General features: G+C 66.6%; 14 protein-coding genes and 1 pseudogene. 3 read left to right on the top strand and 12 right to left on the bottom strand.

Annotated elements, in window-relative coordinates; translation table 11 throughout:
* From A5652_RS12360 to A5652_RS12345, 4 genes are all read right to left on the bottom strand, one after another.
* Positions 1–597 (bottom strand): SDR family oxidoreductase (locus A5652_RS12360; protein WP_067351163.1); only part of this gene is annotated, 597 nt, incomplete at its 3' end.
* Positions 598–699: 102 nt separating this feature from the next.
* A complete protein-coding gene (locus A5652_RS12355; RefSeq protein WP_067351162.1) occupies positions 700–1,635 on the bottom strand; it encodes an enoyl-CoA hydratase in 936 nt (311 codons plus the stop codon).
* A 92-nt stretch (positions 1,636–1,727) separates the two neighbouring features.
* A complete protein-coding gene (gene fetB / locus A5652_RS12350; RefSeq protein WP_067351160.1) occupies positions 1,728–2,531 on the bottom strand; it encodes an iron export ABC transporter permease subunit FetB in 804 nt (267 codons plus the stop codon).
* The gene (locus A5652_RS12345; RefSeq protein WP_067351158.1) at positions 2,531–3,241 is read right to left on the bottom strand and encodes a phosphate ABC transporter ATP-binding protein; all 711 of its coding nucleotides are present in this window, start codon (positions 3,239–3,241) and stop codon (positions 2,531–2,533) included. Before A5652_RS12345 ends, fetB begins: the two co-directional genes overlap by 1 nt.
* Positions 3,242–3,376: 135 nt before the next feature.
* Between A5652_RS12345 and A5652_RS27580 the strand changes: the two genes are divergently transcribed.
* From A5652_RS27580 to A5652_RS12335, 3 genes are all read left to right on the top strand, one after another.
* The gene (locus tag A5652_RS27580) at positions 3,377–3,541 is read left to right on the top strand and encodes a hypothetical protein (protein WP_007772513.1); all 165 of its coding nucleotides are present in this window, start codon (positions 3,377–3,379) and stop codon (positions 3,539–3,541) included.
* Positions 3,542–5,023 (top strand): trehalose-6-phosphate synthase, encoded by a 1,482-nt coding sequence (locus A5652_RS12340; protein WP_067351153.1) that lies wholly within the window; start codon positions 3,542–3,544, stop codon positions 5,021–5,023.
* Positions 5,024–5,125: 102 nt separating this feature from the next.
* A complete protein-coding gene (locus A5652_RS12335; protein WP_369805787.1) occupies positions 5,126–5,686 on the top strand; it encodes a hypothetical protein in 561 nt (186 codons plus the stop codon).
* Positions 5,687–5,702: 16 nt separating this feature from the next.
* Here the strand turns inward: A5652_RS12335 and A5652_RS12330 are convergent, their stop codons facing one another.
* From A5652_RS12330 to A5652_RS12295, 8 genes and pseudogenes are all read right to left on the bottom strand, one after another.
* Positions 5,703–6,194, bottom strand: a complete 492-nt coding sequence (locus tag A5652_RS12330) for a mammalian cell entry protein (protein ID WP_067351145.1) — start codon at positions 6,192–6,194, stop codon at positions 5,703–5,705.
* Positions 6,194–6,901 carry a mammalian cell entry protein gene (locus A5652_RS12325; protein WP_067351141.1) on the bottom strand — a complete coding sequence of 236 codons (708 nt, stop codon included), beginning with the start codon at positions 6,899–6,901 and terminating at the stop codon, positions 6,194–6,196. The genes A5652_RS12330 and A5652_RS12325 overlap by 1 nt, the downstream gene beginning before the upstream one ends.
* Positions 6,901–8,625, bottom strand: coding sequence for a virulence factor Mce family protein (locus A5652_RS12320; RefSeq protein ID WP_067351136.1), 1,725 nt, complete (start codon positions 8,623–8,625; stop codon positions 6,901–6,903). The genes A5652_RS12325 and A5652_RS12320 overlap by 1 nt, the downstream gene beginning before the upstream one ends.
* 13 nt (positions 8,626–8,638) lie before the next feature.
* Complete coding sequence (locus tag A5652_RS12315; protein ID WP_067351134.1) at positions 8,639–9,793, bottom strand: virulence factor Mce family protein; 1,155 nt, start codon at positions 9,791–9,793, stop codon at positions 8,639–8,641.
* Positions 9,790–11,232, bottom strand: coding sequence for a virulence factor Mce family protein (locus A5652_RS12310; RefSeq protein WP_067351131.1), 1,443 nt, complete (start codon positions 11,230–11,232; stop codon positions 9,790–9,792). Before A5652_RS12310 ends, A5652_RS12315 begins: the two co-directional genes overlap by 4 nt.
* Positions 11,229–12,296, bottom strand: coding sequence for a virulence factor Mce family protein (locus A5652_RS12305; protein ID WP_067351128.1), 1,068 nt, complete (start codon positions 12,294–12,296; stop codon positions 11,229–11,231). The genes A5652_RS12310 and A5652_RS12305 overlap by 4 nt, the downstream gene beginning before the upstream one ends.
* Complete coding sequence (locus tag A5652_RS12300) at positions 12,286–13,338, bottom strand: virulence factor Mce family protein (protein ID WP_067351124.1); 1,053 nt, start codon at positions 13,336–13,338, stop codon at positions 12,286–12,288. The genes A5652_RS12305 and A5652_RS12300 overlap by 11 nt, the downstream gene beginning before the upstream one ends.
* Positions 13,338–13,674, bottom strand: a pseudogene (locus A5652_RS12295) (MCE-family protein); the annotation flags it as partial. The pseudogene A5652_RS12295 and the gene A5652_RS12300, both read right to left, overlap by 1 nt.

Here is a 13,674-nt window from a genome sequence, read left to right as displayed (position 1 = left end):
CGCGTCGACCAGATCGGTCCGGATCAAACCCGGCCGGATGCTGTTGACCCGCACCCACGACGGCCCGAGTTCGTCGGCGGCCAGCATCATCATGTGGTCGATCGCCGACTTGGTGACCCCGTAGGGCCCGAACCAGCGGTGGGTATTGCTGGCCGCGATCGACGAGATCCCGATGAACGAGCCGCCACCGCCGCGCACCAGCTCGCGCCCCACATGCTTGAGCACGTACATGGTGCCGTTGACGTTGAGGTCGACGGTGTTTCGCCACGCCTCCGAGTCGGTGTGGGTGATCGGCCCGACCGTCAGCGAGCCGCCCGCGCAGTGCACCGCGCCGTGCAGCCGACCGTGCCAGGCCGTGGCGGCGTCGACCGCGCGGACCACCTCGTCCTCGTTCGTGACGTCGGCGGGCTCGTAACGGATCGAGCCGCCACCGGGAAGGGCCTCGATCTCCTTGACGGCCGCCGCGAGGCGATCGGCGTTGCGGCCGACGATCATGACCGACGCGCCGCCGGCGACCAGCCCGGCGGCCACGCCTTTGCCGATCCCGCTGCCGCCGCCGGTGATCAGATATGTCCGGTCTTCGAAAGAAAGCTGCACGCGAGGCCCTTTCAAACTGGAACAAGTTCTAGCTATAGAAGCATGTCCCCTCGGGGTGAATATCGCTACCCCCGGTCTCGTTAGGGTCGCTGCGGCGCGGCGCTACGGCGTGTCGCGGCGCGCCAGCTTCGTCGGCTTGGCGTCCCGCCAATCCTCGACGTGCGGGGGCTGGCCAACCGGCCAACGGTTCTCGTTGAACGCCGCCCAGTGGGCATGCCCCAACAGGTGCACGTGGAACGCGTGCCGCAGCGCCTCGGTGTAGCCCATCGCGTCGGAGGCGGCGTTGACCGAATCCTTGATGAGCAGCGACGCCATCGTGGGACGCTCGGCGATGCGTCGCGCGAATTCGAGTGTCTTTTCCTCTAATTCGTCGGCAGCGAAAACCTTGGACACCATGCCCAGCCGGTGCGCCTCGTCCGCGTCGATCGAATCCCCGGTCAGCAGCAGCTCTTTGGCTTTGCGTGGTCCGAATTCCCAAGGGTGGGCGTAGTATTCGACACCCGGCATGCCCAGCCGGACCGCGACGACGTCGCTGAACTTCGCGTTGTCGGCCGCGACGATGAGGTCGCAGGCCCAGATCAGCATCAGGCCGGCCGAGATCGCGTTCCCCTGCACCTGGGCGATGGTGATCTTGCGCAGATCGCGCCAACGGCAAGTGTTTTCGAAGAAATAGTGCCACTCCTGGTGGTACAGCTTCTCCATGATCGGCTCGAGCGTGGCCCCGCGCGAGCGGAAGCTCGGGTGCTGCCCCGGGCCCGGTGCGCGCTCGGCCAGGGCCTGCTCGGAACCCAGGTCGTGGCCGGCGGAGAAGTTCCTGCCGCGCGCCGCCAAGATCACCACGCGAACCGTGTCGTCGGCCTCGGCCCGGCCGAATGCCTCGTCGAGCTGGACCAGCAGGAGCCGACTCTGCGCGTTGTGGGCATCGGGCCGGTTCAACCAGATCCGGGCGATGCGGCCCTCATCGAGGGTCTCGTAGGCCACCAGCTCCGGAGAGTTGGCGTCGGCCGCCCCGGTGTCGGCTTGCTCGGAGACTGTCATTCCGCCCACCTCGTTCGTCGTTGAATTGGCCTTGTTTACACATTACGGCCAGTGTGTAACCGGGCCCGCGCTGGGGTGATGGGCCGACGGGCCTACCGACCGCGGTGTCCCCCGGTGCTCTCGGGCCGCCGGGCCAGCGGCATCAGGCGATGGTCGCGCGTGAACACCAGCCGGACGATGCCCATCGCGACGACCACAGTGGTGGCGGCGACCGAACCCAGGATCAAGAACATCACCACGGCCTGCACCAGCACGGCCTGCAACGGCGGCACGCCGGCGAGGATGAGACCGGTCATCGCGCCCGGCAGGAACACCAGGCCGGTGGCCTTGGTCGTTTCAATCTGCGGAGATATGGCCGAGCGCAAGGCGATTCGCAAATACGGCGTCGCGGCCTGCCTCGACGGTTGTCCCAGCGCGAGGCGGGCTTCGACCTCCTCGCGCTTGTCGCGCAGCTCGTCTACCAACCGCCGGGCCACCAACACCATGGCGGTCATCGAGTTGCCGATCATCATCCCGGCGACCGGCACCAGAGTGCGCCCCTGCAGCGGGAACACCCGCAGGCCGAAGATCACCCCCAGCGTCACCAGCGCCGCGCCGGCGAACGCGGCCACGGCCAGCGGCGCGAAGCGCGGCACCTCCGGCGCCCTGCGCCGGGCGACATCTCCGGCGTAGGCCACCATCCCGGCGACCCAGGCCCACGACCACCACAGCGACCGGCCCGGTTCGAACAGCAGCGTCAGCGCCCCGCCCACGAGCAGCAACTGCACCAGCGCGCGGGCCGCGGCCCACAGCAGCTGCCGCTCCAATCCCAATCGCCGCCACAGTGAGACTCCGGCCGCGAAAGCCACCAGGATCAGCGACGTCGCCAGGCCCACCCAGCCGACTTGACCGTTCATCACGCCACCGAGCCGCCGCCGGGCTTGGAGCCGATCGGCCCCAGCCCCAGGCTGCGGCCGCACTCCAGGCGCAAGACCCAGTCGGCCGCCCTTTGCACCTGCGCCGAGTTGTGGGTGACCCACAGGGCGGGGATGCCGTCGGCGGCCAGTTCGCGCACCGCGCGTTCGATGACCTCGGCGGCCTCGGTGTCGACGGCCGAAGTGGGTTCGTCCAGCAGCAGCACCTGCGGTTGCGCCATCAGGGTGCGGGCCAGGCACACGCGTTGCGCTTCGCCGCCCGAGAGTTCGGCCACGTCGCGGCCCAACCACGATCCGGTCAGCGCCACCCGGGCCAGCGTCTCCCGCATCCGCGTATCGGACGCATCCGGGTCGGCGGCCCGCAGGTTGTCGGCGACCGTGCCGGGAAAGGGCGTCGGACGCTGGAAGCACATGCCCACCCGGCGCCGCAGCGACAGCGGGTCGAGGCCGGCGATGTCCGACCCGTAGAAACAGGCCCGCCCGCTGGTCGGCAGCTCCAGCCGGTTGCACAGCCGTAGCAGGGTCGATTTGCCCGCGCCCGACGGTCCGGACACCGCCGTCACACCGCGACCCGGAATGGCGGCGGTCAGCCCGTCAAGAGCGCGCACCCCCTGGCGCTCCACAACGACATCGACGAACTCGAACACCATGTCGTCATCGGCGTCCTGATCGACCACCTGCTTATCGTGCATCACCGCGGCGGGGAGTCCATCGTGTCTTCGCGAGCGGCGCGCCGAACCCCTGCAAACGAGCCATAACTGCTCCTAAAGCCCGTTAGCTGGTGAGACGGCCTGCGACCGGTCATACGCGTCGCCTACAGTTAAGTCATGCCTACAAAATCTGATCCTGGCGAAATCGGCGATGTCGAACCGGTGGCCGACGACACTGCGAGCCAGGCCAGGCGGGTAGTCGCGGCGTACGCCAACGACGCCGATGAATGCCGGGTGTTTTTGTCCATGCTGGGTATTGGGCCGGCGAAGCTCGACGCGTAAATGTCTCCCGGGGGAGGGCGAAGCTCTAAGGCAGCCGATTTCGGGAACTCCGACTTCGTCGTAGTCGCCAACCGCCTGCCGGTGGATCAGGAGCGGCTGCCCGACGGCAGCACTGCGTGGAAGCGCAGCCCCGGGGGGCTGGTCACGGCCCTCGAGCCGCTGCTGCGCCGCCAGCGTGGCGCGTGGGTCGGCTGGCCCGGAACCGTCGAAGAGGACACCGACCAGGACGGCGAGCCCATCGTCCAGGACGACCTGGAGCTGCGGCCGGTCAAGCTGAGCGCCGACGACGTCGCCGAATACTACGAGGGTTTCTCGAACGCCACGCTGTGGCCGCTGTATCACGACGTCGTCGTCAAACCGATCTACCACCGCGAATGGTGGGAACGTTACGTCGCCGTCAACCGCCGCTTCGCCGAAGCCACCTCGCACGCCGCCGCGAAAGGCGCGACGGTCTGGGTGCAGGACTACCAGCTGCAGCTGGTCCCCAAAATGTTGCGCGAACTGCGGCCCGACCTGACCATCGGTTTCTTCCTGCACATCCCCTTCCCGCCGGTCGAGTTGTTCATGCAGATGCCTTGGCGGACCGAGATCGTCGAGGGGCTGCTCGGTGCCGACCTGGTGGGATTCCATTTGCCCGGCGGTGCGCAGAACTTCCTGTTCCTGGCCCGACGGCTGATCGGTGCCAACACCTCGCGCGGGGCGGTAGGAGTGCGGTCGCGGTACGGCGAGGTCGAACTCGAGTCCCGCGTGGTTCGGGTGGGCGCCTTCCCCATCTCCATCGACTCCAGTTCTCTCGACGAGGCGGCCCGTCACCGCGACATCAAGCGGCGTGCCCGCGAGATCCGGGCGGAACTGGGCAACCCCCGCAAGGTGCTGCTCGGCGTCGACCGGCTCGACTACACCAAGGGCATCGACGTTCGGCTGAAGGCCTTTTCGGAGCTGCTCGCCGAAGGTCGCGCCAAGCGCGACGACACCGTGCTGGTCCAGCTCGCTACCCCCAGCCGCGAACGGGTGGACAGTTATCAGCACCTGCGCAACGACATCGAACGCCAGGTTGGCCACATCAACGGCGAGTACGGCGAAGTCGGCCATCCGGTGGTGCACTACCTGCACCGCCCGGTCCCCCGCGACGAACTCATCGCGTTCTTCGTCGCCGCCGACGTCATGCTCGTCACCCCGCTGCGCGACGGGATGAACCTGGTGGCCAAGGAGTACGTCGCCTGCCGCAGCGACCTCGGCGGCGCGCTCGTCCTGTCCGAATTCACCGGCGCCGCCGCTGAACTCCGGCAGGCGTATCTGGTCAACCCGCACGACCTCGAAGGCGTCAAGGACACGATCGAGGCCGCGCTGAACCAATCCGCCGAAGACGGACGCCGCCGGATGCGGTCACTGCGCCGCCAGGTTCTCGCTCACGACGTCGACCGCTGGGCGAGATCGTTCCTCGATGCGCTCGACGAATCCCGGCCCGGCGACGGCGATTAGCGCCCGCGTGCAAGAACCCATGGTGCTGGCGCCCAAACGCTGTGATACTCAGATGCAGCATCGAGCGTGAAGGAGGGGAATCACGTGAAACTCCGTCACGGGATGGCCGCGGGTGCCGGCATCTTCACGGCCGTCGCGGTAGGGATCGCTCTGCAATCCGGTGAACCGGCCAAAGCGATCGGACCACCGGCTGACGGCACCTACAACTTCAATGAGGCGGGCGTGTCCGGGGTTACCTGGACCATCTCGGCGCTCTGCGATCAGCCCTCGGGCACCCGGAACATGAACGACTACAACGACCCGATCGTGTTCGCGATGAACTGCGCGCTGAACATCGTGAGTTCGACGCCCGAGCAGATCAGCGCCGCGGACAAGCTGCAGAACTTCAGCGGCCGGGCCCGGATGTCCAGCATGCTATGGACTTTCAAGGTCGATAAGGCCGACGGTGTGGCATGCCCGGGGGGCGGCACCGGACCCACCACCGAAACCTTCGCGTTCAGCGACGAGACGATGAGCGGCACCCACACCACCATGCACGGCGCCGTGTGCGGATTGCAGCCGGGCATGAAGAAGGAACCGTTCTCGCTGGCGATGGTCGGCCCGCCACCCAGCCCGATCAATCGTTATCCGTTGTATTGCAACGGCATCGCGATGTGCTACTGACCTCGACCCGTTGGTACTAGATCGGAGTGATGTAGGCGATCAGCCACTGCTTGCCGACCTTTTTGAAGTCCACCCGCAACCGGCTGCCGTCATACAGCGGCTGGCGTGACTTGTCGGTCACGGTCCGGTTCATGAAGACCATCACCGAAGCCGATTCCCGTTTGGCCGACATCACGCCCACGCCAACGACATTGGCCTGCACGACCACTTCGCGTTTCTTGGCCTCGGGGATGATCTGGTTGTTGGCGCTCTTCTGGAATTCCGCGCGATAGTCCGGGGTCAACAACGGATACGCCGCCGACAGGCTGCGCTCGACGGTTTGGTAGTCGTATGCGAAGACCTCGGGGATCTCCTTAGCCGCCAACCCGGGCAGCGCCGCGCGCGCTGCCTGCTCGCCGCGAGTCTGCACCCGGTCCCAGTACATCCAGCCGGCCACCGCGGACAACCCGACGAATGCCACGGCCATGAGGTAACCCGCGATGACCAGCAGCCGGCGCCGCCATCGCATCAATTACCCCCGTCTGGATATTTCAGGTCGTAGCCGGTCATCTTCCCGGCATCGTCTTCGTGCACGATGACGCGCAGGCGATACGGCATGGACGGCTTGTTGACCCCGTCGATGTCGGCGACGGTGACGCGCACCGACACCAGCACCGACGCGTTATCGGTAACGGTGTCAACGCCTTCCAGCGCCGCGCCGTTGATGACCGCCTCCGACGTCGCATTGGTGGAGCGGAACAGCCCCTTGAGGTTCTCGACATTGTTGTTGGCGCCGAGCATGCCGCGCAGCGGGCCGCTGGTGCCGTTGACGAAGCGGTTCACGCTCTCGTCGATGTTGTCCTGCTTATAGCTGAACATGTTGACGACCGTCTGGGTGGCGGTGTCGACGAAACGCTGATCGCGCGCCTGCGCGGCGGCGGCGTGACGCTGCGAAAAGAACAGCGCCGCAACACAACCGGCCAACGCCCCGACCGCCAGCAGTGCCGCCGCGAACGAGATCCAACCAGCCAGGACACGGTGCGGCTGCCGTCGTGGCGGCGGCTTGATCGATTTCAGGGTCTTGACGGGTTTCGCCGGCTGCTTTTTCGCGGCCGGCGCCTCGGCCTGGACCGTCACATCCTGGGCCGGCCCGCCCTTGGCCGGACCCGCCGCACGCGAAGCTCGTCGACGAACGCGCGTCGCGGTTGTCGGTTCGTCTGCCACGGCAGGGTCCATTACATCGGCCTTGGATCAAGCATGAGGTCCACCCAGTTCTCGGCGCCGGAGGTGCCGGTTGCGCCGGCCGCGAAGATACCAGTGCCGCCGGCCGGATCGATAAACGCGCCGGTCTTCTGGTCATAGGTGGCGTAGGCCGGTCCGCTGGCCTGCGGCTGTCCGCCGGGTGGCGGTCCCCACGGCTTCTCGGGTCCTGGGCCGGCCGGCGGCGGGTTGATGCCCTCTGGCGGCGCCGGCGGGGGCAGCCACTTGGGATACGGAAGCTGGGGCGGCACCGGGGGAATGCCGGGCGGCTGCCAGGACGTGAATGGCGGTGGCGGCCCATTGTTGTTGGGCGGCGGCGGGTCGAAGGCCGGCTGCTTGTTCGGCAGCGGCCCCGGCCCGGGCGTCACACCCGGGGGCGGCGGCCCGACGATGGCCGTCCCCGGATCGGGCTCCGCACCCGGCGGGATGTACGGGAAGTGGTTGGGCGGCAACACGTTCAAGCCGTTGGTGACCGGGGTGTCGTAGGGCACCGGCGGGCCGCGCCACGGATTGCGGCCGACCGGCACGTAGCCCTTCGGGTCGCGACACAGCTGAATCGTCGGGGCGCGCTTTCCGGGGAACTCCTGGCACGGGTAGTTGCGCGCGCCGCGGACGGTGCTGGGATCGTTTTGTGCCGTCTTGCAGTACATGTCCTTCGGCAGCTCGCGCACCGTCTCGTCGGCCGGGGTGCGCATCACCGGCGGCGGCAGGAAGCCGACGGCACACGGCGGCGGGTCGTTGAGGTCGAGCTTGAAGTCCAGCTTGGCGCCCTCGTCCTGCGGACCGCCGCCCGCGGCGGTGGTGATGGCGGCGAACAGCGCAGGCAAGACGACCAGCAGCTGCTCGATCGACTTGTGGTAGATCACACCGACCCGGCCGAGGTTGGCCAGGCTGGCGGCCAGGGCCGGGAAGGAGGGACGAATGCCGGAGAACGCGGTGCTGGCCTCGTCGGTGGCGCCGGGGGCCGTGGCCAGGGTGTCGCGAAGCTGCGGGTCGGCCTGACGGACCTCGGAGGTGAACCGCGCCAGACCGTCGGACAGCGACTTGATGTCAGCGCCGGCACGAATCTGGGCCTGCAGGAACGGGCCGGCCTGATCGATCAGCTGCGAGACTTGCGGATAGTTGGCGTTGGCCTCGTCGACCAGCAGCCGGGCGGACTCGAAGAGCCGAGCCAGCTCCGGACCTGAGCCGTTGGCCGCGATGAACGTCTCGTGCAGCAGCTCACGCAACCGGGTGTCGCCCAGGCTGTTCACCAAGGCCTCCGAGCGCTTCAACAGGTCGGCGACGTCGCGGCCGATCCGGGTGTTCTGCCGCTCGATGCGAGATCCGTTGTGCAGCTTGCCGCTTGCCGGCGAACTCGGGGGCACCAGGTCGATGTACTGCTCGCCGACCGCCGACACACTCTTGACCGTCGCGGTGACATTCGACGGGATGACGGTGCCACTGTTCAGCCGCATCCCGGCGATGACGCCGTTGGGGCTCAGGCCCACCGACTCGACGCGGCCGACGGCCACGCCGCGGTAGGTGACGTTGGCGTTCTTGTACAGGCCGCCGCCGGCGACGAAATCGGCGCTCACGCCGTAGGTTCCGAGGCCGAACGTCGCGGGCAGTCGCAGGTAGAAGATGGCCATCACGGTCAGGGTGATGACAGTGATCACCGCGAAGATCGCCAGCTGGATCTTGGTCAGTCTGTCGTGCATCTGCGCCCGCCCCCTACTGTCCTGAAGCCGTGCCGGGCGGAATCTTGAACGGGTCCGCGGCCTGTCCGGACAGGTTGGCCATCTCGCCGGTCAAGAAGTCCGGCGGATTGAGGATCTCGTTCATGTGGGCCATGTTCGGGTCGAAATAGGCCGTCGTGAAGAAGGTTTCACCGAGGCGGCGCAGGGTGAGGTCGAAGGTGGTGAACACATTGAGATAGTCGCCACGCACGGCCTGCTTGATGCCGAAGTTGGGGAACGGGAACGTCAGCAACAGCTGCAGCGAGGTGACGAAGTTCTTGCGGTTGTCGTTGAGCGCCTTGACGGCCGAGTAGAGGTCCTTCATGTCGGCGGCGAAGTCCACCTTGGTTTTTGCCAGGATGTTCGAGGTGACGTTCGCCAGTTTGTGCAGCGCGCTGAAGGCCTCGACGATGTGGTCGCGGTTCTTGTTGAGCACGCGGATCGCCTCGGGCAGCGTGTCGAGGGCCCGGCCCAGGTTGTCCTTATCGTGCGCCAGGGTCGCCGAGAATCGGTTTAATCCGTCGACGGCGTCGATGATGTCGTTGACCTGGCGGTTGAGCCCGGAGGTCAGTTCCGCGAGCCTTGGAATCAGGTCGACGAACTGGTCCTGCCGCCCGGCGACCGCCCGATAGGTCTCATCGGTGATCTCTTCCAGGGCGCCGACGTTGCCCTTGTTCACTACCACGCCGAGCGCCGAAAGCACTTCTTCGGTGGTGGGATAGCGACCGGTGTTGGCCTCCGCGATTTTCGACCCGTCCTTCAGCTTGCCGACGGCGGGCTTGTCCTTCGGGCGAGCCAGGTCGATATGCATCGAACCGAGCAGCGACGTCTGGGCGACCGTCGCCGTGGAGTTGGCGGGCAGAGCGACATTCTTGTCGAGTGCCAGTTTGACTGCCGCATAGAACGATCCGTCGGCACGCTGTTCGGCCGAAATGCCGGCGACACTGCCGACGGTGACGTCGTCCACCATGACCGGGGAGTTCTGCGGCAGGGTCGCGACGTCGGGCAGTTCGACGGTGATCGAGTAGGCGCCGCTTCCGTGGCCGGCGGTGCCAGGCATCGCCAGTGAGTTCAATCCGTTGAATTGGCAGCCGGCCAGCAGCATGCCGCCCGACGCCAATACGCTGGTGCGCAACCACATTCGGTTCATCTGCCACCGCCCAGGTCGGCGGCGGGCCCGTTGGCCGTCTGGCCCGGGGGCGGGCCCGGCAGCGGGCCGAACGCGCTTCCGGGAGTGGGTCCGGGAGCCGGAGCGGTGCCGGCCGGCGCCGGTTGGCCCGGCGCGGGGTTTGCCTGCGGGGCCGTCGGGACCAGTAGGGCCTGCAGGTCCGCCGGGTTCTGCGCGGCCGGCTGCGTCTGAGCGCCCTTGGCCGGGACCCAGGTCAGTTGCGGCACCGGGGTCGCAGACTTGGCCTGCGTCTCGGGCGTGTCGTAAATGATCTGGCCCTTGTACGCCGTAATCGTGTTGAGCGGGTGGAACATCAGCGGCGGGTAGTTCGCGGTGAGCCGGCGCAGCACCGGTCCCAGCCGCTCACGGCAGAGTTCGGCGCGCTTGAAGTAGTCGGGCGCCCGGGGCCCGGCGGCGGTCTCGAAGGAGCCACCGCAGATGAACTGAACCGGGTTGGCGAACTCCGGTATCGACAACAGGCCGTTCAGCGTGCCCTGTGCGGGGTCATAGATGTTGTAGAAGTTGGCGATACCCGGACCCGCCACGTGCAGCACCTGCTCGATGTTGTCGCTCTGGTCGCTCAACGTCTTCGCGAAATCGTTGAGGTTGTTGACCGTATCGACGATCGTCGAATTGTTTTCGTGCAGGAAACCCCGGATGTCGGACAGCGCTACGTTGAGGGTGCCCAGCGTGGTGTCGAGGTGGCGCGAGCTGTCGGCGAGCACCTGTGACACCGACGCGACGTTGCCGGCGAACTGGACGATCTGTTCGTTGCTCGACGATAGCGCGTTGACGAGCACCTGCAGATTTTTCACGGTGCCGAAGATGTCGCCGCGCGAATCGCCCAGCCGCCCAGCGGCTTGCGAAAGCTCACGCAAGGCGTTGTGGAACGATTCTCCCTTGCCATCGAAGGTGTCCGCGGCCTGGTTGATCGCCGCACCCAACGGTCCTTGCATCGATCCGGCAGTCGGGCCCAGTTGCACGGCCAGCTGGGTCAGCGATTCCTTGACCTCGTCCCACTCCACCGGGACCGCGGTGCGATCCGGGCCGATGCTCGCGCCGTCGGCCATCGCCGGTCCGCCGGTGTAGGCCGGTGTCAGCTGAATGAAGCGGGCCGCCACCAGGTTTGGCGACATGATGATCGCCTTGGCGTCCTTCGGGATCTTCACGTCCTTGCTCACCGACATGGTGATCTTGACGTCGGACGGCCGGGGTTCGATCGTGTCGATGGTGCCTATCGGGACACCGAGGACGCGCACCTGGTCACCGGGATACAGGCCGACCGCGGAGGCGAAGTAGCCGACGATCTTACGGTTATTCGCTTGCGACGTGAGCACATACACGCCACCCACCAGCGCCGCGACGAGCGCGATGATGGTGGCGTAGCGCAGCCCCCTGCTGCCGAGGATCCGCCGCGTCACGGTGACTTCGGCCTGATGATCCAGCGTTCCTGAATCAAGCCACGCAGGTAATCGGCGAGGCTGGCAGGCATCTTGCCGGGCTGGTAGAAGAAGTCAAACATGGTGGCAAGCAGCGGAGCCGGGATCACGCCGTAGACGTTGACGTTGAATCCGGGGCCCGAACCAACCACCTCACCCAGCTCGGTGGCGTAGGTGGGTAGCCGCTTGAGCGCCTCGGTGATGTAGTCGCGGCGCTCGTTGAGGTTGGACAGCACGTCGTTGAGCTTGTTCAGCGCGGGACCGAATTCCTTGCGGTTATCGGCGACGAAGCCGGAGATCTGCGCCGAGAGGCCTTGGATCCCCGAGATCAGCTGGTCCAGGGCGCCCCGCCGTTCGTCGAGGGCGGCGAACAACTCGTTGCCGTCATCGACGAGTTTGTTGACCTGGTCGGCGCGTTGCGACAACACGCCGGTGACCGATTTCGCATGTGCCAGCAGGCTTTGCAGCGCCTCGTCGCGGCGGTCGAGGGTGCGCGACAGCGAGGTCACGCCGTCCAGCGCACCGCGCAGCTGCGGGTTGGCGTCGTGCAGCGTGTCGGTCAGCACGTTCAACGCCTTCTCGAACTGCGGCTTGTCCAGATTGTTGGCGTTCTGCCCCAGGTCCTCGAGCGCGCCGGCGAGCGTGTACGGGGTCGTCGTGCGACTGAGCGGGATGGTGGTCGCCTTACCGCCACCGGCCGGGGTCACCGAGATCGAGCGCTCACCGAGGATGGTGTCGGTGCGGATCGCGGCCAGCGACTGGTCGCCGACGGCGACGTGGCGGTCGACGCTGAAGCTGATCTTGGCGCTGTCGCCGGCCAGCCCCACCGAGGTCACCTTGCCGACCTTGAAGCCCGAAACATAAACGGCGTTGCCGGGATTGATGCCGCCGGCGTCGCTGAAGTAGGCGTCGTAGATCTTGCCCTGCGGCCAGAACGGTAATCCGGCGTAGCCGAAGGCAATCAGCACGACACATACCACCAGCACCACGCCGAAGATGCCGGTGCGCAGTGGATCGCGCTCACCGCGCCTTGCGTTACTTGGCAAAAGCGCACCTCCCCTTGCTGGGATCCACTTGGCCTCCGAGCGGCAGCAGGATGTCGCTACCGGCAGGGCCGTTGATCTTGATCGTCACGGAACAGAAGTAGATGTTGAAGAACGACCCGTAGGCACCCAGGGCGGACAGCCGCAGATAGTCCTCGCCGAGCTGCTCTACGTCGTTGTTCACCTCGGCCTTGCGGTTGTCCAGCTCGGTGGCCAGGGGGCGGGTGTTCTCCAGGATGCCCTGCAGTGGACGGCGCGAATTCTTCAGCAGCTCCGTCAGATCCGTCGTGGTCGACGCCAGCGGTGGGATGGCGCCGGCGATGTCGTCCTTGTGCTGGGCCAGCCCGGTGATCAGTTGTTGGAGCTGGTCGACGCTGGCCGAGAACTGCGCGCTGCGCTGGTCCACGGTGGTCAGAACCGAATTGAGGTTGTTGATCACATCGCCGATGAGCTGGTCGCGCTGGCCCAGCGCCGAGGAGAACGCGCTGGTGTCGGCCAGCACGTTCGACAACGCCCCGCCCTGGCCTTGCAGCAACTGGATGACCGCGCCGCTGATGGTGTTGACCTTGTCGGCGTCAAGACCTTTGAGTACCGGCCGCAATCCGCCCAGCAGTGCGTCGAGATCCAGTGCGGGCTGGGTGTGTTGGCTGTTGATCGTCCCGCCGGCAGGTAACCTTCGCAGCTCCCCGGGGCCCGAAGTGATCTCCAGGAATCGGTCGCCGACCAGGTTTTCGTAGCGGATCACCGCGCGCGTGGACGAATAGAGCGTGTAGCGCTTGTCGACTCCGAACTTCACGTCGATGGTGTTATCGGGGTTGAGCTTGATGCCCGACACCGCGCCGACCGGGACCCCGGCGATGCGCACCTTCTGACCGGATTTCAGCCGTGACACGTTGGTAAACGTTGCGTGGTAGGTACTTTCGGGCCCGAAGCGGAAGTCACCGAAGACCACCACCAGCCCCGCGGACACCAGCAGCATGGCAACCGCGAAAATGCTGACCTTGATGATCATCTCGCGGTGCGACGGCATTCCCGAGGCGGCCATCAGAAGTCGTCCCGTTCCGCGAAGGCGCCGTGGAACAAGAACTGCAGCGTCGATGGTGCGTCGAATTGCAACTCGGTGAACGGCTCGTACGGGATGTTCGCGTTGTCGGTCACCAGGAACGGAGAACGGAAGAACGATCCGCCGGTCTGCTTGGTCGGGATGTCGGGCAGCCCACGGCAGTTCGGGCCGCCAGACGCGTTGACGATCGGCAATGATTCCGGATATACGTACGCCGGCGCACCCAGCACGAAGCTCGACGAGGTGAACAGGCCCGCCTTACGGACACCGAGCAGCGGGGCGAATTCCTTGATACCGCGTTCGATGCCGGCGAACAGG

Source organism: Mycobacterium sp. 1165178.9 (assembly GCF_001673555.1).
Classification (GTDB): Bacteria; Actinomycetota; Actinomycetes; order Mycobacteriales; family Mycobacteriaceae; genus Mycobacterium.
This window is presented reverse-complemented; position numbering and strand designations above follow the sequence as displayed.